We start from the raw sequence: 22,888 nt of genomic DNA, 5'->3' as shown, positions 1-22,888 counted from the left end.
ATGGCTTTAAAATGTGTAGCTATTGATGATGAACCACTGGCGTTGGAGCTTATTAAAACTTATGTAAGTAGGTTTCCAGCTTTGCAATTGGTGCAGGTTTTTGAAGATGCACTTTCGGGTGCTGAATATTTAAAGCAAAACCCAGTCGATTTACTTTTTGTGGATGTAAATATGCCAGATATTACAGGTGTTGAATTGGTGAGAAGTTTGGCAAATAGCCCGATGATTATTTTTACCACTGCTTACCGCAATTATGCTTTTGAAAGTTATGAATTACAGGCCGTAGATTATCTTTTAAAACCTATAGATTTTGCTCGGTTTACGGCCGCAATAGAAAAGGCAATCGATTTTCATAAGTATAAAACAACAACCCAGGAAAATACAAATGACGAAAGTTTGTACGTTTATTCTGAATATAAAATGATCAAAATTTTGCTTAGGGATATTGAATATATTGAAAGCATGGGCGATTACCTTAAAATTTATCTGGCCAATAGCGATAAACCAATTTTAACTTTAATGACCATGAAAAAGGTGATTGAAAAATTACCTTCAAGCCAGTTTTCAAGAATTCATCGTAGCTTTATAGTCGCATTAAATAAAATAAAGTCTATCCATAATAGAAAGGTAAATTTAAGCAATTTGGATTTGCCAATAGGCGATGCTTACAGTGATTTTATTAATCAGCAAAAGGCAAATATTTAAACATGAAATTAAAATCAAATATAGCAACCAGCGAAAATGGATTTATTTTTAATCCAGCCACAGGCGATTCTTTTACAAGCAACCCAATTGCCGCGGAGATTTTAGCATATATGAAACTTGCAGAAACTGAGTTTCAAATTAAGCAGCGCATATTAGATAAATACGAGGTGAGTTCTTGCCAGCTCGAAAGAGATTGGGACGATTATATGCTCCAGCTAAAAGAAGCAAATCTTTTAGAAATCTAACCAAATAAAATAAATTATGCACGTTTCTCAACCCTTAACTATTGCCGTAACCGGATTAAATGCCAATGATAATCCAGGGCCCGGCTTGGCCGTAATAAGGGCTTTACGCGATGGTTTTGGTGAGGGATTAAAGATTATTGGTCTTGCTTATGAAACGCTTGAGCCAGCAATATATATGCATAATCAAGTTGATAAAACCTATCAAATTCCATATCCTTCGGCTGGAGTAAAAGTGCTAATGGATAGAATAAAATATATTCAGGAAAAAGAAAAGATTCATGTTTTAATTCCAAATTTTGATGCTGAGTTATTCAATTTTATAAAGATAGAGCAAGAATTATTAGCCATCGGCATTCATACTTTTTTGCCAACTCATAAGCAATTAGAGGTAAGAGATAAAATCAATTTAAAACAATTTGGAGCGCAACATCAATTTAAAATACCAGATGATGAAGTGATTTTCAATGAATCTGAAATTGCCAAAGCGATAGATAAATTTGGATTTCCACTAGTGGTAAAAGGCAAATTTTATGATGCGCACATTACGCAAAATATTGCCGAAACTTATAAAGCATTTCATAAAATTCATGCAAAATGGGGTTTGCCTATAATTATTCAGCAATTTATTAAAGGAACAGAAATTAATATTGCCGGCCTTGGAGATGGTAAAGGAAATGCTATTAGCGTTATCCCTATGCGAAAACTCTACATTACAGAGAAAGGAAAAGCATGGGCAGGAATTACCATAGAAGAGGAAAAATTAATCTTACAGGCAAAAGCATTTGCAAAAGCTACCAAGTGGCGTGGAGGCTTTGAACTGGAAATTATGCGTAAGGAGAATGGCGATTTATATATTATGGAAGTCAATCCTAGGTTTCCAGCATGGGTTTATTTAACCGCTGCCGCAGGGCAAAACCAACCAAAAACCCTTGTAGATTTAGCTTTAAACAATCCTATAGAACAATTTCAAGGTTACAAAAGTGGAAAAATGTTTATCCGTTATGCCTGGGATAATATTGTAGATGTAGAAGAATTTCAAAAACTATCTGCCTTTGGCGAACTTTAAAACCTAAGCAAATAGTAGTTAAAAAGTAAAGAATGAAACAAAAATACGAGCGACCAACCATCAAGAAAATGAATACCGGACTTATGAATAAGTTTGGTACACGTACTGATTTTGATCCGGTATTGGCTATCGACGGAATTTCTGTTAAAACGCTGATTAAAGAATATGGTTCGCCGGTTTTTGTATTATCAGAAAAACAAATCCGACGAAATTATCAGGCTTCAGTACGTTCGTTTAAAACACGATATCCTAAAGTTCAGTTTGCGTGGAGTTATAAAACAAATTACTTAAATGCTGTTTGCAAAATTTTCCATCAGGAAGGCAGTTGGGCAGAAGTGGTTTCTGGTTTCGAATATCAAAAGGCTTTAAGGAACGGCGTTCCAGGAAATCATATAATTTTCAATGGCCCCGATAAAAAGGAGTCCGATTTAATATGTGCAATAGAAAATCATTCACTTATACATATCGACCATTTTGATGAACTTTATTTACTAATCCGCATTTGCGAAAAGATTAATAAAAAAGCTAAAGTTGCCGTTAGGGTAAATTTTGATACTGGAATTTATCCAAAATGGGATAGGTTCGGTTTTAATTATGAAAACGGACAAGCGTGGACGGCTATTGAGAAAATTGCAAGCGCTAAGCAGTTAGAACTTGTTGGTTTACATTGCCATATAGGTACTTTTATGCTCTCGGTAAATGCTTATGCTATCGCTACAACCAAACTTTGCGATTTGGCAATGCGTTGTAAAACGGCCATTAATACCCCAATTCAGTATATAGATTTAGGTGGTGGTTTCCCCTCAACAAATACTTTAAAAGGTGCTTATTTACCTGGAGTAGATACCGTACCATCCGTTGATGATTTTGCTGAAGCTATAACTGATACTATCTTGAATTTCGGTTTTAAACAAGAAGAATTACCATTGCTAATTTTAGAAAGTGGTAGAGTTTTAATTGATGATGCAGGATATTTGCTGGGTAGTGTAATAGCCAATAAAAGATTAAGTGATGGACGTAGAGCCACTATTTTAGATTTTGGTATCAATGTTTTGTTTACCTCAAATTGGTACGATCATAAAATTAGTGTGGCTCAGGAGGGCGGACAATACACCGAAGAAACGGTACTTTTTGGACCACTTTGTATGAATATTGATGTAATAAGGGAAAGTATAAATTTCCCTTTGCTTGAACCTGGAGATCAGGTGGTAGTGCATAAAGTTGGCGCTTACAATATGACCCAGTGGATGCAATTTATAAACATGCGCCCAGCAGTGGTTTTAATAGATCAAAAGGGGCAAAGCCATCAAATTAGAAAGCCAGAAACTTTGGCTTATTTAGAAATGATGGAAGAATTACCAGAACACTTAAAATAATTGAAAAAACAAATTCAATATTATCTTAATGCAGCTTTAAATAGCTACGCAATTTTGTTTTTCTCGCAAAATAAAATTTTTGGTGCGTTATTGCTTTTGGTTTCTTTATTTAATTTATCGGCTGGTATTGCCGGATTAATTTGTTTAGTTATTTCATTATTAGTCGTATCCATTTTAGGTTTCGATAAGGAAGAAATAAAGACGGGCATATATAGTTTTAATTCAATTTTGCTTGGTATTGGCTTTGGTTCCTTTTTTAATTTTAATTATGCGTTTTGGTTTTGGCTCATTTCCGCTTGCTTACTTTGCATAGTTTTAAGCGTTAATTTAACAGCATGGTTACGTAAGTATTCTTTGCCAGCACTGTCAATTCCATTTGTTTTTACCTTTTGGATTGTGCTTTTAGCTATTAACGGTTACGCAGGAATGGGCATGATGCAGAAAAGCAGTTATGTGGTATTTGAATTAAGTACAAACGGTTCCACGCAAATTGGTAAACTTGCTGCCAACATTAATTTACCATATTATTTAGCGCTTTTTTTTAAGTCAATAAGTGCAGTCCTGTTTCAAAATAATGTACTTGCAGGAATAATTATAAGCATTGGTTTTTTTATTCATTCACGCATTGGCTTTAGTTTGGTTCTTATTGGTTTTGTTACGGCTTGTTTAATAAATCAGTTAACAGGAATTTATCCAGAAGGCATCAGTAATTATCATCTGGGCGCCAATTTTATGATGGCTAGTTGTGCCATAGGCGGATTTTTCTTAATTCCATCTTTTCGTTCCTATTTATGGGCAATTGTAGCCATTCCTTTTACATTTTTGTTGGTAAATGGATTGTCCCGATTCATGGAAGTTCATTATCTACCTATTTTCTCCTTGCCATTTTCTTTGATAACTATTGGGTTATTGTATTTTTTTATGTTGAGAAAGAAGCCTGGAAAATTGCAGCTAACAACCGTTCAAAATTATTCGCCAGAAACTAATTTATACCAGTTCTTAAATCAACAGAAAAGATTTCGAGATTTTCAGTACTTAAATTTACGCTTACCATTTATGGGAGCTTGGACAGTTTCGCAGGGTTACGATGGTGCTATTACACATAAAAATGAATGGGGCCAGGCGCTAGATTTTGTAATTGAAGATTTCGATAATAAAACTTACGAACTGCCAGGCATGCTGCCAGAAAATTATTATTGCTTTAATAAGCCAGTTTTGGCTGCGGCAGATGGTTATGTGCAAGAAATTGTTAATCATTTAGATGATAATGCAATAGGACAAATAAATCTTCAGCAAAACTGGGGCAATACCATCGTAATAAAACACGCAGAAGATTTATACACTAAAGTTTCGCATTTAAAAAAAGATTCTGCCAAGGTTAAAGTTGGCGATTATGTTAAACAAGGCGATATTATTGCGCTTTGTGGTAATTCAGGTCGATCACCAGAACCTCATTTACATTTTCAGGTGCAGTGTACACCATACATTGGCTCAAAAACATTGGCTTATCCAATGGGCTATTTTGTAAGTACGGCTACAAATGAATTAAAGACTTTTAAAGTGCCCGAAAATGGTGAAATTGTTCAGTCGCCAGATATTGATGTTAATCTAAAGCGAGCGTTCAATTTTCAGCCAGGATATGTAGCTAAAGTAATCAAAAATGGGGGAGAAATAGAAGCGTGGGAAGTTTTTAAAGATGATTTAAATTGTACCTACTTTTTTTGTCATCAAACGCAGGCAGTTGCTTATTTTGTAAACCATAACAATCTGTTTTATTTTACCCGATTTTATGGAGATACGAATTCTGCTTTATTTCTTTTCTATCAGGCAGCTTACAAAATCAGTTATTCTAAACATGGTATAAATGATATTTTCGCTTTAAATTCTGAAATTTTTAAGCCTAATTTATGGATTCAGGATTTAGCTGCTCCATTTCTTATTTTTATTAAAAACACCTATTCAAATTCTATTATTTCCAAAAATGATGGCTACGTAATTCAATCCGCCGCAGTTAATGAAGTTTTCAGTAATCATAAACCTATTATGAATGCCGAAATATTTATTGCTGATGGTAATATTATTGGTTTCGATATACAATTTAAAAGCAATAAAATCAAAGTTAAATGGGAAACAAACTTCGATTAACAACTCTGCTTTTTATTGTTTTCATAACGATTGGAAAAGCACAGATTGGCTATCAAAAAACTGATAGTATTTCCACTGCACTATATAACTCTGCCGAATGGCAAAACCTTATTGATTTTGGCGATAATGCAATTCTAAATGGAGATGATTTTCCAGAACTAAGACTTAAGCTCGCTTACGCATTTTTTGTTAGAGGGAATTATAGTGCCGCCTTAATCCATTATGATAGAGTTTTAAATGATGATCCTTACAATCAAACTGGTTTATATTATGCTTACTTGTGCAATGTTTATTTAAACCAGCCATATAGTGCCGGTTTTTTGGCATCACGACTGGAAAATAAAACTGTAGAAGCAATAAAAGTTAAGTCTTTTAAACTCATAACAGCTGGAATAGAAAGCGGTTTAAAATTTACAAATGTTTTTGAAAGAGGAAATTCAAGCTATTCAAGAGCCTTTATTGATATGCGTTTAGCTTACAAATTGAGTTTAACACAATCATTTGATTATTTTAACCAACCCATTCATAACGATAATATTGAGCAGCCCGGTTATTATGCAAAAATAAATTATTCGCCATTTAGAAAATTTAGTTTTATAGGCGCTTATCATTATATGAGGTCCAATTTAAGGTCATCTATTTATCAAAGCAACACCTATTTACTTGGCATAAATTATTCGGCAGGATATAATAATTTGCAAGGAGATGTAATTTTGTCCCATTTGGGAAATGAACAAACCAAGCAGTACAATGTAAAGTTTTTAAGATATATATCCGGAAACCTTAATTTTTACAGCAGTACCAGATTAACCCTCATGGATGTTGTTGAAGAAAAGGAAATGGTATTTCAGCAATTATTTGGCATTAAACCCATTCGTAATTTATGGTTTGAAGGTGTGGTAACCTTAGGTAATCAATATAATTATGCAGAAACAGATGCGCTTTACATCTATAACGGTTTTGATAAAACGAAGTTTAAGCTAGGAGGAAATTGTTATTTTTTGTTAAAACAGCGCCTACTTTTAGGTTTGAATTATACATTTGAGCGTAAATCAGATAATATTTTTAAATTTAACTACTTACAACACTCAATTAACGGAGGTATTACATGGAGCTTTTAAAGCGATTTACATTATTTACTTTAATCAGTTTATCTGTGTTTGAAGCAAATGCTCAGGTAAGCAACGCCATGCAAAAGGCTTTTCAAAATAGCTATAACAACGAAGCTAAAAAAAGTTATACTCAAGCCATTAGTGATGTAATGCCCTTTTATTCGGAAAATAATTATGAAACTAATCTCCGTTTGGGGTGGTTATATTATTTAGCGAAAAACTATACGGCCTCACAAAATTATTATTCAAGGGCAGTAAGTATTCGTCCAAATTCTGTTGAAGCTAAATTCGGTTTCATTAAACCATTATCTCTGTTAAGTAATTGGACTAAGGTTTTAGAGCAATACAGTGATATTTTAAAAATTGATCCTCAAAATACACAGGCCAATTATTGGGCGGGTGTAATTATCTATAATCGAAAACAATACGCCGCGGCTTCAAAATACTTTGCTAAAGTAGTAGGACTCTATCCTTTTGATTATGACGGAAATCATATGCTTGGATGGTCATTGCTATTTTTGGGCAGAAATGGAGAAGCAAAGGCCTGTTTTGAACGAGCTTTGCTTATTAAACCAGAGGATACATCAAGTATTGATGGATTAAATAGAGCAATAAAATAGCCCTAACAAGCATACAATCAATATATTTAGCATAAAATACACTATTAAAAATAAAAAATTGATTTATAGGTATTTAACAGTATCTTTGTCAAAATTAAATAGAATACAATGCAACAAGGAACAGTAAAATTTTTTAATGAAACTAAAGGTTTCGGATTCATCACACCTTCAAATGGCGATGCCGAAATTTTTGTTCATGCTTCAGGCTTAATCGATAACATTCGCGAGAATGATTCTGTAACCTACGACGTAGAAGAAGGAAGAAAAGGCCTAAACGCGGTAAATGTTAAAGTAGCTTAATAAAACTCAACACATAAATCGTAAAAAGTCCCAATGCAAATTGGGACTTTTTTTTGTGCCAGATATTTTTATTTCCTTTTAATTCTTTTTTAAACAGAAACTAACGCCTTCTATGTGGTAAGGAAATAGCAATAAGAAGGAGGATAAGTACGCAACTAAATTCCATTCCATTTCGGCCTGGCCCTACAACATACCAACCTTCTTTAAAATGAACTAATATAATTCCAGCTATTAATATCAAAATTAAACCCGGAGTTACCCATTTAACAAACTTCCCGATTAAAATTAGAAAAGAAGCCATGATTTCATATACTATAATTGCCCAAGCCAGAAACACGCCATAAGGCTTAAAGCCAACCGTGTTTAAGTACGATTCGCCGAAAGTATTTACAGTATTATTTAATATTCCATGCAGGCTATGGCTAAGAAAAACCATTGCTATGGCTATGCGCACAAGCAATAAGGCACTATTTTTTTTGTACATTATAGAAGAGGTTAATCCAGATTTGTTTAGTTATTTCACGATTGGGCAGCCCCAGCCATCATAAATACCATTAAAATTAGCACTACTTTCAGATAAACCTATCGTTCGCTTGTTTATACTGTCGTAATCTACTGGTTCAAAAACAGTTAAATGTAGCATGTAACGATGATCACCTTCTGTTTTGGTATCTTTATTTCTAACTGTAAACGATTCGTTTTGGATAGAGGATACAAAGTTTTCTCTGCCATCCTCCGTATTAAAATATAGGTAGTGGTCTACTTCTCTTGCCTTATTGTGGTCATCGCCATTACTTTCTAAATTTGTTAAAACCCTTCTATTCTGTATAGCCTGATATTGCTGCGGAAGAGGAAATAAAAAGTCCAGATAAACCGACCACTCAGAATCATCCTTTGTGCCAAAATCGTATTCATAATCCGGATAATTAACCATCACGTCCGAAATGGCTTTATCAAATAACAAGCGATTATCGAAATAGAAATATAAATCACGATTGCCTTCAGATGTTAAGCGACCTATATAAGTACTGTCCATTTTACTTTTTAACTGATCTGCCAGGTGATCTTCAATTTCATAAAGTTTTTCACTTTCCTCGTTCGAGGATAAACCATCCTCCCTTGGGGCATTCATTTTGATTGAAATCCAAATTAAAGTTGGTTTTTCTGCAATTGGAGCAATTTTAGCTATACCTAAATCAACCAAAATAGAACCTAACTGGTTATCTACATTTGTAAAATATGTATCCCAGTCTTCAATATGTTGAAGTGGCTGAACTTGCTTTACCTGTTCAGGTTGTTTTTTATCTCCAAAAAGTTTGTCAAAAATTCCCATTATCTGTCTTTAATTTCTATTTATTACCGATGGTTTAATCAGGATTCAAAAAAATGGACTTTAGTTAAAATAGCTTTGGTTGTTAATCAATCAATTATAAAAAAGTCCAAAAACTAAATTATAAATTTAAGTTCTAAAACAGAAATTGTAAGTATGTATTAGTAGCTATAGAAAGAAGAATAAATCTAAATAAAACCATAAATAATGGATTTACTTCTGTTTTTTTTAAAAACCGCTTTAGAATGTTTCTAAATAAATACTTTATCGCCGTTTTGTCATAATGCTTTATAAATTAAAGCTATAATTAGATACTTTTGCAGAAAATAGTTATTAAAATCCTAATCAAATGAGTGGTTTCGGAAATGCTCTTTCATCCTCAATCGGGAAGAAATTCATCATGGGTATTACAGGTTTATTCCTGGTACTTTTCTTGGTAGTACATTGTTTTATCAATGCGTTAATATTTTTTAACGATAATGGTTTAACTTTTAACATTGGCGCACATTTTATGGCCACCAACTGGATTATCCGGGCTGGCGAAATTGTGTTATTTATTGGTTTGCTTGCACATATTTTTCAAGCGTTAAGGTTAACGTTGCAAAATCAAAAAGCAAGACCAGTTAAATATGCTGTAAACGATGGTCAGGCAAATAGTAAATGGTATAGCCGTTCAATGGGCTTACTTGGTACTTTGTTGCTAATTTTCTTAATCGTTCACTTATCTAACTTTTGGGTAGTTTCTCGTTTTACAGGAATTCCTACGGTAGATGCAAACGGACACGAAGATTTATATGCTGTAATGCGTGAAACATTTAAAAGTCCTTTAATTGTTGTGCTTTACACTTTAGCAATGATCTCTTTATGTTACCATTTATTACACGGTTTTGCTTCAGCTTTCCAAACCTTAGGTTGGAACCACACAAAATATAACGGTATAATTAAAGGGTTAGGCGTTTGGTATTCTATTATCATTTCACTGCTTTTTGCCGCAATGCCTATTGCAGTTTACTTTGGTTGGATTAGTTAATTTTTAGTACGAAAGAATATGTCAGATTTGAATTCAAATATACCTGAAGGGGAATTAACCTCAAAGTGGACTAAATTTAAGTCTTCTGTGCCTTTGGTTAATCCATCGAACAAAAGAAGTATAGAAGTTATTATTGTAGGTTCTGGTTTAGCAGGTGCTTCGGCAGCAGCAACCTTAGCCGAAATGGGTTATAAAGTTAAATGTTTTTGTTTTCAGGATTCACCTCGTAGAGCACACTCCATTGCAGCTCAAGGTGGTATCAATGCAGCAAAAAACTATCAAAATGATGGCGATAGCACTTATCGCTTATTTTACGATACAATTAAAGGTGGCGATTACCGTGCCCGCGAAGCCAATGTGCATCGCTTAGCTGAGGTAAGTGCTAACATTATAGATCAGTGCGTGGCGCAAGGGGTGCCTTTAGCTCGTGAATATGGTGGCTTGTTAGATAACCGTTCATTCGGTGGTACTCAGGTTCAGCGTACTTTTTACGCAGCAGGTCAAACTGGTCAGCAATTATTATTAGGTGCATATTCTGCTTTAGAACGCCAAATTGGTATGGGTAAAGTAGAAATGTATACCCGCCATGAAATGCTTGAGGTTGTTAAAATCGATGGTAAAGCCCGTGGTATTATTGCCCGTAACTTAATTACAGGAGAAATTGAACGTCACTTCGGTCATGCGGTAGTATTAGGAACAGGTGGTTACGGTAACGTATTCTATCTTTCTACCAATGCAATGGGAAGTAATGTAACGGCAGCATGGAAAGCACACAAACAAGGTGCTTATTTTGCAAATCCTTGCTACACTCAAATTCACCCTACATGTATCCCCGTTTCTGGAGATCATCAATCAAAATTAACCCTAATGTCTGAGTCGTTACGTAATGATGGACGTATCTGGGTTCCAAAACAAAAAGATGATCCTCGTAAGGCTTCAGAAATTCCTGAAGATGAAAGAGATTATTATTTAGAGCGCCGTTACCCTGCTTTTGGTAACCTAGTACCTCGTGATGTGGCTTCGAGAGCGGCTAAAGAACGTTGCGATGCAGGTTATGGTGTAGGTGCTTCAAAACTAGCGGTTTATTTAGATTTTAAAGCGAATACAGAGCGTTACGGTAAAATTGAAGCTTCTAAAGCAGGTAATCATAATCCTGATAAAGAAACTTGCATGCGCTTAGGTACTGAGGTTATTAAGGAAAAATATGGTAACCTGTTTGATATGTATGCACAGATTACCGGAGAAAACCCTTACGAAACTCCAATGCGTATTTATCCTGCGGTTCATTATACTATGGGTGGTCTTTGGGTTGATTATAACTTAATGACTAGCGTACAAGGCTTATATTGCACAGGTGAGGCTAACTTTTCAGATCACGGCGCCAACCGTTTAGGTGCTTCTGCTTTGATGCAAGGTTTAGCTGATGGTTATTTTGTACTACCATACACAATTGGTGCTTATCTTTCTAAAGAAATTTCTGTAAAGGCAATTCCTACAGATCACCCTGCGTTTGTTGAGGCTGAAGAGAGAGCAAAAGGTATTTTAAATAAGCTGATCAACATTAAAGGAACAAAATCAGTAGATCATTTCCACAAAAGATTAGGTTTAATTATGTGGGAGAAATGTGGAATGGCCCGTAATGAGAAAGGATTAAACGAAGCGATTTTAGAAATCAGAGCTTTACGCGAAGAATTTTGGAAAGATGTTCGTGTACCTGGAACAGCTGATGAGTTAAATACTGAGCTTGAAAAAGCTGGCCGTGTAGCCGATTTCATCGAACTTGGCGAATTAATGTGTATTGATGCCTTAAACCGTAACGAAAGTTGTGGCGGTCACTTCCGTGAAGAATATCAAACAGAAGAAGGCGAAGCTTTACGTGATGATGAAAATTATGCATACGTTGCAGCTTGGGAATTTAAAGAAGGTGTAAACTTCGAACTTCATAAAGAAGAGTTGAAGTTTGAAAATATTAAAGTAGCACAAAGAAGTTATAAATAGTAGCAAGACGTAGGTATCAAGTATCAAGACTTGAGTTAAAATCTTGATACTTGGTTCTCGCTACTTGATACTTAAATCTCAATATCATGAGTACAGGAAATATGAACTTAACGCTAAAAGTTTGGCGTCAAAAAAATAACAATACCAAAGGTGCTTTGGTAGATTATAAACTTGCCGATATTTCACCTGACATGTCTTTTTTAGAAATGTTCGATGTGTTAAACGAGCAATTAATTAATAAAGGCGAAGAACCTATCGTTTTCGATCACGATTGTCGTGAAGGAATTTGCGGTATGTGTTCTATGTTTATCAACGGTCGTCCACACGGGCCAAAAGATTTAGTAACAACCTGCCAGTTGCACATGCGTTCTTTCAAGGATGGCGATACCATTACGGTTGAACCTTGGAGAGCAGCAGCATTTCCGGTAGTTAAAGATTTAACCGTAGATCGTTCAGCATTTGATAGAGTTATTGCAGCTGGTGGTTTTATTTCTGTAAACACAGGTAATGCTCAAGATGCAAACAACTTGCCAATCCCTAAAAAACAGGCTGATGCTGCTTTTGAAGCTGCTGCTTGTATTGGTTGTGGTGCGTGTGTTGCAACTTGTAAAAATGCATCAGCAATGCTATTTGTTTCTGCAAAAATTTCTCAATTGGCTTTATTGCCGCAAGGTCAGCCAGAACGCTATCGCCGTGTACAAAGCATGGTTGCTCAAATGGATGCAGAAGGTTTTGGTAACTGTACCAATACTGGAGCTTGCGAAGCCGAATGTCCTAAAGGAATTTCATTAGAAAATATCGCTCGAATGAACCGTGATTTTGCAACAGCAAAGTTTATTTCAGAAGAGGAAGTTTAAAAATATTGCCTTCAATTGTAAACCCAAATCGCGAAAGTAGTTTGGGTTTTTTTGTACAATTTAGATGTCTAAATATTCAAAATATATAAACATCTGTTTTGTAGGGTAATAAGTGATTTGTGGCAAATTATAATTCGTTTTGAATCGAATAATTCTATGTAAGCATATTAAACCTATATCTATCGGAAATTTTATTTGGCAAAATTTGGTTATAATTTAAAATTTTAATAGATTTAGTGTTCCGAGACAGGAGAGAGAACATAAAACCCCGGCTATTTTAGCTGGGGTTTTGTGCTTTAAGATTTATTTAAAATGATTCAGCATTAGCTAAATCTAAATTGATGTTTATAGTTTAAGTTTTTTGTATTTGCTTTCCAGTAGGGTCAGCAAAATTAATGTTGATATTGTATTTTACACGTACTGGTTTCCCTTTAACTAATGCAGGATTCCATTTAGGAGCAGCTTTAAAAACCCGGACTGCTTCTGCATCTGTTTCTTTGGAGAGCCCCTTTAATACCTCAATACCAGATAAGGAACCATCTTCTTCAACAATGAAGGAAAGAAACACCTTGCCTTCAGTTTTATTCTTTTTAGCAACTTCAGGATATTTAATGCTTTTACCCAGATATTCGTAAAACTTTGCGATTCCGCCTGGGTAGGAAGGTTGTTTCTCTACAGAGGTAAAATCGTAAACTTTTTTGCCTTTGCCTTTAACTTGTGCGGTGGCAGCGGTAAAAGAGATTACAATCCCTAATAAGGCTAAAATTGCTAGCTTTCTCATCGTTTTATTTAGATTTTTTTTAGTGTGATTTTGTTCTCTGGTAGTTATCTACTTCACCTCAGCTCTCTTTACCAAATTCAACGTAGTTGGTTTGTTTGTTATAACAATTGCGCCATTTTCACCTCTAGATCCATAAATACTAGTTGCTGATTGATCTTTAAGAACCGAAATGGAGGCTATATTTTGTACATTAATGGTGTTTAATACTGTTTTATCTGATTGTATAACGCCGTCTATAATAACAATGCCTTTAAAATCTGCAGTACCAATTTTTACCTGATCGGTATTGTTAAATTTATAGAGCAAATTTTGTGATCTAAATGGAGGCTCAGGTTTAAATACTTTAGTATCTGCATCACTTAGCGTGAAATTCACATTTATATTAAATTTCACCCTTACGGCTTTTCCTGAGGCAATACCGGGATACCATTTCGGACTTTCCTTAATTACGCGTAATGCTTCTTCATCCGTGCCACTACCCAAACCGCGTGTAATGGTTACATCGCTCAAACTACCATCAGCTTCTACAATAAAACTTAAAAATACCTTTCCCTGGATGTTATTTTCAATAGCTGCTTTAGGATATTTAACGGTTTTAGATAAATATTCGTAAAATTTGTTCATTCCGCCAGGAAAACTGGGTGCTTTTTCGATCGATAAAAAATCAAAAACTTTATCATCCTTTTCTTTAGGAACTTCAATGGTTGCAGGCTCTAGCAACTCATTAGATTCCGTTGCTGTATTTTCCTGTTTATCTAAATTAGTTTCCTGTGTAAGCTGATCTTCCTTAACTATTTCTGCAGGAATTTCTGTCGTAGTTTTAGTGTTTTTATTTAATGGTTCATTTACAATATCCTGAACTTCTTCTATAGATTTTTCCAGTGGGATTTGTTCAGCAAAAGAGATTAATTTTTCATTTTTACGAACAGTTGCAGAAGAAAATACGATGAAAATTGCGAAGAGCGGTATAAAAATACCGTACTTTAAAATAGCTGTCTTTTTTGAAGGCTCTTTATGAAGCATATAAATTCGTTTTTTAATCAACGATTTATCAAAGAAGCCATTTGTAAGGGTATTGGGGGATATGCCAAAAGATTTGGAAAGGATAAGCATGGCATATTCTGCTTTATCGCCCTGAAATTCTGCCGCCTGCTCATCTGCTAAAAACTCATGAATATTTTTAATTGCGTTTTTATAAAGATAAATAACGGGGTTAAGCCAGGTTATAATGCCGATAATTTCAAAGAAAAGAATATCTATCGTATGCCATTGTTTAATGTGTGCTTCCTCATGAATATCGATAATATCAACCTCAGGAAGTTCGGTATCAATAACTTTTTGGCTAAAAAAAGAAAATGCTGAACCTGCTTTGGCCGTTTGGATTAGCTTTTTAACCGCAAATAAATTATACACCAACCGGCACAGGAAAAACACAATACCACCACAATAAATATAAACCAGCATGCTTCCCCAGTTAAAACCAGTTCTATTTTCGGTTACTATTGTGGCCTGTTGCAAAACGTTTTCCCAATTTACTGATGCATAAACAGATTGTGCTGCTTTTTGCTCCGTAAGCCACTCCAAACGTATAAAAGGTATGCAAAGCGATAACACGCCAGCAGCAACAAGATAAATACGATTTAACGTAAAGTAGGTTTCCTTATCTAAAAGTAATTTGTAGCAACCGTAAAAAACAATTAAGTATAAGTTTACCTGAAGCAGGTAGTGGGCAAAACTCATCTTGGCTTATGTTTAATATTATTAATCATTTTTAAAATTTCATCCACATCACTTAAATCCAATTTTTCTTCTTTAACAAAGAATGAGAACATGCTTTCTACGGAGTTTTCAAAATAATTTCCCAATAGTTTTTCAGTTGCATGCCGCTTATATTCTTCTTTGCTAATTAACGGATGATATTGATGTGCTTTTCCAAATGCTTCGTGCCCTATAAAACCTTTGGTTTCGAGGATTCTGATAATTGTTGAAACAGTGTTGTAAGCTGGTTTTGGGATAGGCAATTCATCAATCACATCCTTAACAAATGCCTTTTCTAACTGCCACAATACCTGCATAATCTGCTCTTCGGCTTTGGTTAAATCTTTAATTTCCATAATAATTTTATAATAAGGATAGGGAATAGTATTACCCTGATTAAATTTAAAACTAATTGCTTAGTTTTCCAAGCGTTATTGCAAAAAAAAAGTCTGCCTAAATACTGGGCAGACTTTTATATGTATTTAAATAAAAGAAATTATTGTCTTGCAGGTTGAGGCGTAGGCAAATCTTTTCTTGGAATCTGTGCATCACGCTGTGAAGTGTTGTAAACGAATGAGGCAATAATTGTTGCCGCTTGTTTTAAATCATCTTCAACCAATCTATCGTAAGTATCCTGGTTGCTGTGGTGCGTTCTGGTGTTGTAATCCATCGGGTCTTGAATAAACTGAAAACCTGGGATTCCAACAGCATCAAAAGCTTGATGATCTGTACCGCCAGTATTGCTTACTGTTACAGTGTTAGCGCCTAAATCATTAAATGGTGTTAACCAGCTTTTAAAGATCGGGCCAGCTGCAACGTTGCCTTGCAAATAAATTCCACGGATTTTTCCTGTTCCATTATCGAGGTTATAATAAGCAGATACCTTTTTTTGATCTGGTGTTAAAACCATAGTTTTTGGATCTCCATAATGTTTAAGTACATAGTTTCTTGAGCCAAATAAACCTTGCTCTTCCGAGCTCCAAAGTGCAATACGAATAGTACGTTTTGGTTTAAAATCAATAGCTTTTAAAATGCGCATAGCCTCCATCATTACTGTAGAGCCTGCTGCATTATCTGTAGCACCTGTGGCAGCGTGCCATGAATCAAAGTGACCGCCGATAATAACTACTTCGTCTTTTAATTTTTTATCTGTTCCAGGTATCTCAGCAATTACGTTATAACCTTTTGGGTCCTGATCGTAAAAAGAGGTTTTAACATCTGCTTCAACTTCTACCGCTTTACCACCACGCAGCAAGCGCAACATGTGTAAATAATCTTCAGCAGAAACTTCCAATTCAGGAGAAACTGGTTTTGCATCTAAGGCATAGGAAGCACCGTTGCTTGTAAAAAAAGTTCCTTGTCCGCCACGGGCATAAGTTAAAATTAAGCCTACTTTTTCTTCAAGAAGCATGGCAGATATAGCGGCTCTAACTTCACGAAGTTTCATCATTTGAGCCATCATATTATTGCCGTTTCCAAAACGTTGGCGATCTCCGGCCGCTTGTGGCTTTGCATCAGCCATTTTAGCTAAAGTTGTATCTGCATAACGTACAAAATCAGGTTTGGTGCCACTTGGAAGAGGGTTTCCCTGATCTAACATTACAATTTTGCCTGCAAGTTTTCCTTTGTATTTGGCTAAATCAGCAACGCTATCGGCTTTAATTAAAACAACTTCTGATTTAATTGGACCGTTGGTTCCTGGAGTCCATGCTTTAGGTGATGCAATAATTGCATGGTAATATGGCAAGGTGGTTGCGGCATAATATTTATCAATTTGCCAGCCTTTACCAAAAGTACCCCATTCTTCTAAATGAACATTTTTTAAGCCCCATTCGGTTAATTGTTTTACAGCCCATTCTTGAGCTTTTTTTAAACCTGGAGAGTTTGATAAACGTGGGCCATTAACATCAGTTAAGTTAAAGGCAATATCCATTGCTTTTGAATTTTCTAAGCCCTCTTTTCTAATTTTTTGAACAATAGCTGCATCTGGAGTATCTTGTGCAAAAACAGAAATGCAAAAGCCTAAGGCCAATGCGGTTGTTGTAAATCTTTTAATCATATTTAAATTAGTTAGTTGATTATGAATAAAAGTACGCTTTATGCTGTTTAATGGCTATTTATCGTAATATTTTTACATCGTTACCAGGTTGCATTTGCAGGGAATTAAATAAAAAAATCCGCTACAAATTAATATAGCGGATGTAATTTATAGTGATTAGCGATTTTATTTTATACTTTTTTTGGATACGATAAAATAACCGAGAATGAACAACACAACAGCAAAGATTAAACTTGTCCAAATTTCTTGGGTAAAAATTAAAACATCAGCAGGGTTCTTTACTACTTTTGCCGAACTGCTATTTAAAACTAAGGTTGGGAGGCTGTATGGAATTAAAAAAGCATATTTCCAACCTACATTTGCTGTTATTATCCCCATAATTATTCCTACAAAACCGATACCCATTGGCTTTAAGAAATCTGACCAAATTAAACTCAATATAAACTGGAAAGATAATATCCCTAGAGAAGAAAGAAAAAGTTTAAGATAAAATTTAGTCAATAATCCTGATGGATCATAACCATTGAAATTATATTTTGGTACTAAAACTTGCAGTAATTGTCCGAAGGCATAAGTTAAAAGGCCGAATAATGATAGACAGATGAAGATCAGAATTACGGCAAAAAGATATTTTGCTGCATAGATGGAAAATTTATTTAAAGGCTGAGCGAATAGCGTTTTCCAGGTATCGTTTTTATGTTCAATATTGTTAACAGAGAAAGCCATAAAAATTACATAGAACGGCAGAATTAATACGCCCATTACACCTAGAGCAGCACCAATATAACGAAGCCATAATATCATTGGAGGGTAATGCAGGCCTAATATTTTATCAGAACCACTATAAAAGCCAAAGGTAATTAAGCCACAAATAACAACAGGTAAAATTATAGCTGCCCAAAAAGCCAGCGTTTTTCGCGATTTGTAAAATTCGGAAGCAAGAGATATGTATAGTGAGCGCATAATTATTTGTTTTTAGTAATGTCTAAGAATAAATTTTCGAGATCTTTTCTTTCCTGATAAAGACTGCTTACAGTAAAGCCGTTTTGAATTAACAGCGTATTTATTTGACCACTATCTTTTGCGTTTGTAAATGGAATGGAAATTCTTTTTTCGGTTTGTTCCACAACGTTATAGCCAGATTTTTTAAGAAAATTAGATGCATTCTCTATTTGATCTACTTCAACTTCTAACATTGGTTTACTTAGTTGGTGTAGTTCATTAATGGTACCCTGAAAAACAAGGGAGCCTTTGTTTATAATGCCAACATATGTTGCTGTACGCTCTATTTCTGCTAGTAAATGACTAGAAACTAATATGGTTTTATTGTGGTTGGTTGTTAGATCTATCATTAAGTTTCTAACTTCAATAATACCGTTTGGATCAAGACCGTTTGTAGGTTCATCTAAAAGTAAAAGTTCAGGATCAGCAACCAATGCCAGCGCAATACCTAAACGCTGTTTCATCCCTAAAGAATATTTAGATGCGGCTTTGTTAGCTGCTTCTGTTAAGCCAACTAAAGCAAGCATTTCATCTGTTTTGCTTTTTTTGATGCCTAATAAAAGACAACGGTTATTTAAATTTTCCCTGCCTGTTAAATGTGCATATATAGCAGGTTGCTCTACAAGCGCACCAACTCGTTTTAATATAGCTGTACGATTTCTGTTAATTTCCTTACCGAAAATAAAAACCTGATCGGCGGGTGATTTCAGCAGGTTTAATAATATTTTAATGGTAGTGGTTTTACCCGCTCCATTTGGACCTAAGAAACCATAAATACTTCCTTTTGGTACCTGTAAGGATAAATCCTTAATAATTGGTTGGTTATCAAAGTTAAAGTTTAAACCAACAGTTTCGATCGCGTAATTACTCATCAGTTCTATTTGAAAATTGCAGTTGCTTGTTTCACAATCGAGCCTGAAGTTTTAGCTGGCTTAACAACGATTTCTCCATCATTATTTTGATTTGTGTTGATTGTTAATGTTAAAACAATCATCATAAATACTGGCAATAATAAAAGTAAGAATGGCGAGGTATTAGTTAATTTTTTCATGTTGTTTCGTTTTGATGATTCAAAGAAAGGCAAGAAAATTAAGCTGCTAAAATCTATTATACCAAGTGTTAATGATTATAGATAAACAGGCTTTTTTGGCGTTTGTCGATAAAATTCGCCAGATTGACCGTTCGTAGAAAAAAAATGCCCGTTGGTAGATTGTTTTGTCTTTATTTTGAAAGTTTAGTTATTTTGGAAGCATGAAAAAAAGTAAAGGCGCACTTGTACTCCATGGCATATTTTGGGGGTTAATGCTAGTGCTAATTGTTGTAAGTGTTATTTTTAGTAAAGAAAAATTTGATCTTAAGGATTTTTTTTATGGCACAGTAGTACTTGGAATAATCAATATCTCTTTATTTTATATAAATTACATTATTCTCATCCCTCAGCTAATAGGTAAAAGAAGGCGTTATTTAATTTACATACTGGCATTTATTGCTTTGCTTGCCGTTGTTCCATTACTTAAAACAACATTAACGGTATTAATGCATAATGAGATTTTCAATCATTCAAAAGTTGAGAAAAAACCCAATCTTACCGTAACATTATATTACATTATACAAGTTTTTATAAGTGGATTCTTTTTAGTTTCCAGTTGTATTATCAAATTTACTATAGATTGGTTTAACAGCGAAAGGATAAAGCGTAATCTTGAATCTGAAGGTCGTGAAATGGAATTACAGTTTCTAAAATCGCAGCTTAATCCACACTTTTTATTCAATTCACTTAATAATATTTATTCTTTGGCTTACCAGAAATCGGATAAGACGGCAGATGCAATTATGAAGCTTTCAGAAATTATGCGTTATATGATTTATGAAAGTAATACGCCCACGGTTTCTTTAAGCAAGGAAGTTGATTATTTAAAAAGTTATATCGAACTGCAAAAAATAAGGTTTAAGGATGGGGCATATGTAGAAATGAATCTTAATGGGGAGATAGACGATCAGAAGATTGTACCTCTAATGCTAATCTCTTTTGTAGAAAATGCATTTAAGCATGGTGTGGTTAATGATCCGGAAGAACCCATTAAGATTAATATTATTGCCAACCAAAAGATTTTGCACTTTAGCGTTATTAATAAAAAGAACCAGCAAAATAAAGATGCACAAGGCGGCGTTGGTTTAACTAATGTAGAAAGAAGGTTGCAATTGATATATCCAGATAGATATAAATTAAATGTTGTAAATTCGGCTACGCATTACAATTGCGAACTAATGATTGATATTTAATATTATTCATTATAAACTAACTACTAAAAACCTCTTTAAATGAACTTAAACTGTATTGTTGTTGATGATGAGCCTTTAGCGCTTGATATTTTAGAAGATTATATTTCTAAAGTGCCATTTTTAACAATGGTTAAGAGATGCGAAAATCCTATTGAAGCTTTACAAATTGTGCAAGCTGGTGGTGTTGATTTAGTTTTTTTGGATATACAAATGCCTGAATTAACGGGTATACAGTTTTTGAAAATTGCAGGTAATAAATGCCATTATATTTTAACTACAGCTTATCCTGAATATGCGCTTGAAAGTTATGACCTTAATGTATCAGATTACTTATTAAAACCTATTGCTTTTGATCGTTTTTATAAAGCAGTAGAAAAAGTACACAATCAATTTAAGCCCGTTGAGGCACCTGCAAGCGTAGCTCAACCCATTGTTACACCTGCTCCATTTTCTAGTCAGGCAAACCCAGTTCAGGATTTCATCTTTGTTAAAACAGAGCATAAAATACAAAAAATATACCTTCACGATATTTTATACATTGAAGGGTTAAAAGATTACATTTCTATTTTTACTAAGGATGAGCGTATTATTACGCTTCAAAGTATGAAAAAGATGGAAGAGGCTTTACCTCAAAGCCAATTTATCCGTGTGCACAAATCTTATATTGTAGCGGTTGATAAAATAGAAAGTATAGAAAGAAGCCGTATTACCATTAACAATAAAATTATTCCGGTAGGCGATACTTACCGTGATGAATTTTTTAAAGTAATTGGTAACAAAAATATCTAAGATTTTGAAGAAGAAATAAAGAATTAGCTTAATGGCTGATTTAAAACTTTTCTTATTTCAGTTTCAATTTCCAGTGTAATTTCATTTGCTGGCTTATCTGCAGGCTCAATAGGTTTTAAAACAGTCCATCTTAGCGCATGCCCAGTCGTTAAAGGAAATAGACCAAAACGAACAATTTTCCAAGAATTTTCAATGGCTACAGGTACCACAAGTGCATTGGGCGCCGCTTTTAATAAGGTTGCTACACCACCAAACTGGAAAGTTTTTAATTGACCATCTTTCGCTCTTGTTCCTTCTGGAAAGATAACTGCACTCCAATTGTTTTCTTTCATTCTGCGGCCAAGTTTAATAATTTCAGAAATGGCTTGTTTATTATCCTTACGGTTAATGTTTGCACCACCGCCAACCCTTAGGTTTATAGAAATGGAAGGAATGCCTTTAGTTAATTCTATTTTAGAAATGAATTTTGCATGGTGCTTACGTAAAAACCAAATTAAAGAAGGTATATCATACATGCTTTGATGATTGGCGGCAAAAATAATTGGCCTATCGGAGGGTAAGTCATGCTCATTCTTAAAACTAATAGAGTTAAAAAGAAATATTTGACAGTAAGTAAGGAAAAAGTTAAGTGCATCAACAGAAATCTTATGTGCTTTATAACCAAAAAATTTATAGCACACCCATTGTATTGGATGGAAAATGCAAAGGGTTAATCCAAAAAAGAAATAAAATATTGGGCTTAAAATATATCCGAAGAACTTGCTCATTTTGTAGTGAAATTTGGCAAATGTAAGAATTACAACTCACCGTTTAAAATCATCAGCTTAGCTTTTAAAATGGAGGCAACACTCATCGAATCTGTAATTTCTCCTTTTATAACCATTTGATAAGCCTCCTCAAAAGGAATTTTCTTAACTATAAGTTGTTCTGTTTCTTCGGGCATAGCAATACCCTCAATCAAATCCGTAGCGATATATAAAATAGACAATTCATCGCTTACTGAGTTTGAAAGGTGCATACGTTGAATTTCCTTCCAATTTTTAGCACTTAGCCCTGTTTCTTCCAATAGCTCTCTACGGGCACTTTCTAATGGTTCTTCATTTAATGGTCCGCCACCTTCAGGAATTTCCCAACTGTAAGCTTTTAAAGGATAGCGAAACTGGCCAACCAGCAAGGTATTATAATTTTCATCAAGTGGTAAAATACCAATTGCGTAGTTTTTAAAGTGCACCTCACCGTAAATGCCGTTGCCACCTGAAGGATTTATAACCTGATGTTCGGTCAGTTTTATCCAATTATTGTCGTATTTAGTCTCGCTTGATAAAGTTTGCCAAGGATTTGTTTCTTCCATACCGCAATATATAAAATATGAACTTAGCTTATTTAGCCAACTGGTATAACTTTCATCTAAAAAAATAAAAGCCACTTAAGT

The 22,888-nt window shown here is 34.5% G+C and carries 24 protein-coding genes; 13 read left to right on the top strand and 11 right to left on the bottom strand.

Annotation, left to right across the window (positions count from 1 at the left end; translation table 11 throughout):
• From EHC72_RS10865 to EHC72_RS10830, 8 genes are all read left to right on the top strand, one after another.
• Complete coding sequence (locus EHC72_RS10865; protein WP_131537715.1) at nucleotides 1-705, top strand: LytR/AlgR family response regulator transcription factor; 705 nt, start codon at nucleotides 1-3, stop codon at nucleotides 703-705.
• 2 nt (nucleotides 706-707) lie between these two features.
• Nucleotides 708-950 (top strand): PqqD family protein, encoded by a 243-nt coding sequence (locus tag EHC72_RS10860; RefSeq protein WP_131537714.1) that lies wholly within the window; start codon nucleotides 708-710, stop codon nucleotides 948-950.
• Between the two features lie 16 nt (nucleotides 951-966).
• Nucleotides 967-2,016, top strand: a complete 1,050-nt coding sequence (locus tag EHC72_RS10855; RefSeq protein ID WP_131537713.1) for an ATP-grasp domain-containing protein — start codon at nucleotides 967-969, stop codon at nucleotides 2,014-2,016.
• Nucleotides 2,017-2,048: 32 nt separating this feature from the next.
• On the top strand, nucleotides 2,049-3,392 hold the full coding sequence (locus EHC72_RS10850; RefSeq protein WP_131537712.1) for a type III PLP-dependent enzyme domain-containing protein: 1,344 nt from the start codon (nucleotides 2,049-2,051) through the stop codon (nucleotides 3,390-3,392).
• Nucleotides 3,393-5,537 carry an urea transporter gene (locus EHC72_RS23240; RefSeq protein ID WP_131537711.1) on the top strand — a complete coding sequence of 715 codons (2,145 nt, stop codon included), beginning with the start codon at nucleotides 3,393-3,395 and terminating at the stop codon, nucleotides 5,535-5,537.
• On the top strand, nucleotides 5,516-6,658 hold the full coding sequence (locus EHC72_RS10840; protein WP_131537710.1) for a tetratricopeptide repeat protein: 1,143 nt from the start codon (nucleotides 5,516-5,518) through the stop codon (nucleotides 6,656-6,658). Before EHC72_RS23240 ends, EHC72_RS10840 begins: the two co-directional genes overlap by 22 nt.
• Entirely contained in the window at nucleotides 6,646-7,269 is a 624-nt protein-coding gene (locus EHC72_RS10835) for a tetratricopeptide repeat protein (protein ID WP_131537709.1), read from the top strand. Before EHC72_RS10840 ends, EHC72_RS10835 begins: the two co-directional genes overlap by 13 nt.
• 108 nt (nucleotides 7,270-7,377) lie before the next feature.
• Nucleotides 7,378-7,569: a cold-shock protein gene (locus EHC72_RS10830; protein WP_121952386.1), complete on the top strand. Its 192-nt coding sequence runs from the start codon at nucleotides 7,378-7,380 to the stop codon at nucleotides 7,567-7,569.
• 100 nt (nucleotides 7,570-7,669) lie between these two features.
• Here EHC72_RS10830 and EHC72_RS10825 read toward each other — a convergent pair whose 3' ends face one another.
• Together EHC72_RS10825 and EHC72_RS10820 are read right to left on the bottom strand one after the other, a co-directional pair.
• Nucleotides 7,670-8,053, bottom strand: a complete 384-nt coding sequence (locus EHC72_RS10825) for a DoxX family protein (RefSeq protein WP_131537708.1) — start codon at nucleotides 8,051-8,053, stop codon at nucleotides 7,670-7,672.
• A 30-nt stretch (nucleotides 8,054-8,083) separates the two neighbouring features.
• A complete protein-coding gene (locus EHC72_RS10820; protein WP_131537707.1) occupies nucleotides 8,084-8,902 on the bottom strand; it encodes a DUF695 domain-containing protein in 819 nt (272 codons plus the stop codon).
• 346 nt (nucleotides 8,903-9,248) lie between these two features.
• Here EHC72_RS10820 and EHC72_RS10815 point away from each other — a divergent pair, with 346 nt between their 5' ends.
• The 3 genes from EHC72_RS10815 to EHC72_RS10805 all read left to right on the top strand — a co-directional run bounded on the left by EHC72_RS10815 (nucleotide 9,249) and on the right by EHC72_RS10805 (nucleotide 12,784).
• Nucleotides 9,249-9,929 (top strand): succinate dehydrogenase cytochrome b subunit, encoded by a 681-nt coding sequence (locus EHC72_RS10815; protein WP_131537706.1) that lies wholly within the window; start codon nucleotides 9,249-9,251, stop codon nucleotides 9,927-9,929.
• A gap of 18 nt (nucleotides 9,930-9,947) precedes the next feature.
• Complete coding sequence (locus EHC72_RS10810) at nucleotides 9,948-11,927, top strand: fumarate reductase/succinate dehydrogenase flavoprotein subunit (protein WP_131537705.1); 1,980 nt, start codon at nucleotides 9,948-9,950, stop codon at nucleotides 11,925-11,927.
• An 86-nt stretch (nucleotides 11,928-12,013) separates the two neighbouring features.
• Entirely contained in the window at nucleotides 12,014-12,784 is a 771-nt protein-coding gene (locus tag EHC72_RS10805) for a succinate dehydrogenase/fumarate reductase iron-sulfur subunit (RefSeq protein ID WP_131537704.1), read from the top strand.
• A gap of 352 nt (nucleotides 12,785-13,136) precedes the next feature.
• Here EHC72_RS10805 and EHC72_RS10800 read toward each other — a convergent pair whose 3' ends face one another.
• The 7 genes from EHC72_RS10800 to EHC72_RS22665 form a co-directional block, all read right to left on the bottom strand.
• Nucleotides 13,137-13,565, bottom strand: a complete 429-nt coding sequence (locus tag EHC72_RS10800) for an energy transducer TonB (RefSeq protein ID WP_131537703.1) — start codon at nucleotides 13,563-13,565, stop codon at nucleotides 13,137-13,139.
• Between the two features lie 48 nt (nucleotides 13,566-13,613).
• Nucleotides 13,614-15,305, bottom strand: a complete 1,692-nt coding sequence (locus EHC72_RS10795) for a M56 family metallopeptidase (protein ID WP_131537702.1) — start codon at nucleotides 15,303-15,305, stop codon at nucleotides 13,614-13,616.
• Nucleotides 15,302-15,679: a BlaI/MecI/CopY family transcriptional regulator gene (locus EHC72_RS10790; RefSeq protein ID WP_131537701.1), complete on the bottom strand. Its 378-nt coding sequence runs from the start codon at nucleotides 15,677-15,679 to the stop codon at nucleotides 15,302-15,304. The genes EHC72_RS10795 and EHC72_RS10790 overlap by 4 nt, the downstream gene beginning before the upstream one ends.
• A gap of 140 nt (nucleotides 15,680-15,819) precedes the next feature.
• The gene (locus EHC72_RS10785; protein ID WP_233166925.1) at nucleotides 15,820-17,382 is read right to left on the bottom strand and encodes a M28 family metallopeptidase; all 1,563 of its coding nucleotides are present in this window, start codon (nucleotides 17,380-17,382) and stop codon (nucleotides 15,820-15,822) included.
• Between the two features lie 165 nt (nucleotides 17,383-17,547).
• A complete protein-coding gene (locus EHC72_RS10780; RefSeq protein ID WP_131537700.1) occupies nucleotides 17,548-18,345 on the bottom strand; it encodes an ABC transporter permease in 798 nt (265 codons plus the stop codon).
• 2 nt (nucleotides 18,346-18,347) lie between these two features.
• Nucleotides 18,348-19,256: an ABC transporter ATP-binding protein gene (locus EHC72_RS10775; protein WP_131537699.1), complete on the bottom strand. Its 909-nt coding sequence runs from the start codon at nucleotides 19,254-19,256 to the stop codon at nucleotides 18,348-18,350.
• A gap of 5 nt (nucleotides 19,257-19,261) precedes the next feature.
• Nucleotides 19,262-19,435, bottom strand: coding sequence for a hypothetical protein (locus EHC72_RS22665; RefSeq protein WP_165585804.1), 174 nt, complete (start codon nucleotides 19,433-19,435; stop codon nucleotides 19,262-19,264).
• A 200-nt stretch (nucleotides 19,436-19,635) separates the two neighbouring features.
• Here EHC72_RS22665 and EHC72_RS10770 point away from each other — a divergent pair, with 200 nt between their 5' ends.
• Complete coding sequence (locus EHC72_RS10770) at nucleotides 19,636-20,667, top strand: sensor histidine kinase (protein WP_165585803.1); 1,032 nt, start codon at nucleotides 19,636-19,638, stop codon at nucleotides 20,665-20,667.
• 39 nt (nucleotides 20,668-20,706) lie between these two features.
• A complete protein-coding gene (locus tag EHC72_RS10765) occupies nucleotides 20,707-21,456 on the top strand; it encodes a LytR/AlgR family response regulator transcription factor (RefSeq protein WP_131537698.1) in 750 nt (249 codons plus the stop codon).
• 23 nt (nucleotides 21,457-21,479) lie between these two features.
• On the opposite strand, the gene EHC72_RS10760 is transcribed toward EHC72_RS10765, so the two are convergent.
• The gene (locus EHC72_RS10760) at nucleotides 21,480-22,223 is read right to left on the bottom strand and encodes a lysophospholipid acyltransferase family protein (RefSeq protein ID WP_131537697.1); all 744 of its coding nucleotides are present in this window, start codon (nucleotides 22,221-22,223) and stop codon (nucleotides 21,480-21,482) included.
• 29 nt (nucleotides 22,224-22,252) lie between these two features.
• Nucleotides 22,253-22,807, bottom strand: coding sequence for an NUDIX domain-containing protein (locus EHC72_RS10755; RefSeq protein WP_131537696.1), 555 nt, complete (start codon nucleotides 22,805-22,807; stop codon nucleotides 22,253-22,255).
• Nucleotides 22,808-22,888: the final 81 nt, after the last annotated feature.

Source organism: Pedobacter nototheniae, assembly GCF_004335085.1.
GTDB lineage: Bacteria > Bacteroidota > Bacteroidia > Sphingobacteriales > Sphingobacteriaceae > Pedobacter > Pedobacter nototheniae.
The sequence above is the reverse complement of the archived record's forward strand: the minus strand, read 5'-3'. Positions and strand labels throughout refer to the sequence as shown.

Coding starts and splice junctions, on each gene's coding strand:
- EHC72_RS10755 (WP_131537696.1), bottom strand. CDS start 22,807: ATGGAAGAAACAAATCCTTGGCAAACTTTATCAAGCGAGACTAAATAC.
- EHC72_RS10770 (WP_165585803.1), top strand. CDS start 19,636: ATGAAAAAAAGTAAAGGCGCACTTGTACTCCATGGCATATTTTGGGGG.
- EHC72_RS10830 (WP_121952386.1), top strand. CDS start 7,378: ATGCAACAAGGAACAGTAAAATTTTTTAATGAAACTAAAGGTTTCGGA.
- EHC72_RS10850 (WP_131537712.1), top strand. CDS start 2,049: ATGAAACAAAAATACGAGCGACCAACCATCAAGAAAATGAATACCGGA.
- EHC72_RS10760 (WP_131537697.1), bottom strand. CDS start 22,223: ATGAGCAAGTTCTTCGGATATATTTTAAGCCCAATATTTTATTTCTTT.
- EHC72_RS10855 (WP_131537713.1), top strand. CDS start 967: ATGCACGTTTCTCAACCCTTAACTATTGCCGTAACCGGATTAAATGCC.
- EHC72_RS10790 (WP_131537701.1), bottom strand. CDS start 15,679: ATGGAAATTAAAGATTTAACCAAAGCCGAAGAGCAGATTATGCAGGTA.
- EHC72_RS10860 (WP_131537714.1), top strand. CDS start 708: ATGAAATTAAAATCAAATATAGCAACCAGCGAAAATGGATTTATTTTT.
- EHC72_RS10795 (WP_131537702.1), bottom strand. CDS start 15,305: ATGAGTTTTGCCCACTACCTGCTTCAGGTAAACTTATACTTAATTGTT.
- EHC72_RS10800 (WP_131537703.1), bottom strand. CDS start 13,565: ATGAGAAAGCTAGCAATTTTAGCCTTATTAGGGATTGTAATCTCTTTT.
- EHC72_RS10835 (WP_131537709.1), top strand. CDS start 6,646: ATGGAGCTTTTAAAGCGATTTACATTATTTACTTTAATCAGTTTATCT.
- EHC72_RS10815 (WP_131537706.1), top strand. CDS start 9,249: ATGAGTGGTTTCGGAAATGCTCTTTCATCCTCAATCGGGAAGAAATTC.
- EHC72_RS10840 (WP_131537710.1), top strand. CDS start 5,516: ATGGGAAACAAACTTCGATTAACAACTCTGCTTTTTATTGTTTTCATA.
- EHC72_RS10765 (WP_131537698.1), top strand. CDS start 20,707: ATGAACTTAAACTGTATTGTTGTTGATGATGAGCCTTTAGCGCTTGAT.
- EHC72_RS10805 (WP_131537704.1), top strand. CDS start 12,014: ATGAGTACAGGAAATATGAACTTAACGCTAAAAGTTTGGCGTCAAAAA.
- EHC72_RS10825 (WP_131537708.1), bottom strand. CDS start 8,053: ATGTACAAAAAAAATAGTGCCTTATTGCTTGTGCGCATAGCCATAGCA.
- EHC72_RS10865 (WP_131537715.1), top strand. CDS start 1: ATGGCTTTAAAATGTGTAGCTATTGATGATGAACCACTGGCGTTGGAG.
- EHC72_RS10810 (WP_131537705.1), top strand. CDS start 9,948: ATGTCAGATTTGAATTCAAATATACCTGAAGGGGAATTAACCTCAAAG.
- EHC72_RS22665 (WP_165585804.1), bottom strand. CDS start 19,435: ATGAAAAAATTAACTAATACCTCGCCATTCTTACTTTTATTATTGCCA.
- EHC72_RS10775 (WP_131537699.1), bottom strand. CDS start 19,256: ATGAGTAATTACGCGATCGAAACTGTTGGTTTAAACTTTAACTTTGAT.
- EHC72_RS10780 (WP_131537700.1), bottom strand. CDS start 18,345: ATGCGCTCACTATACATATCTCTTGCTTCCGAATTTTACAAATCGCGA.
- EHC72_RS10785 (WP_233166925.1), bottom strand. CDS start 17,382: ATGATTAAAAGATTTACAACAACCGCATTGGCCTTAGGCTTTTGCATT.
- EHC72_RS10820 (WP_131537707.1), bottom strand. CDS start 8,902: ATGGGAATTTTTGACAAACTTTTTGGAGATAAAAAACAACCTGAACAG.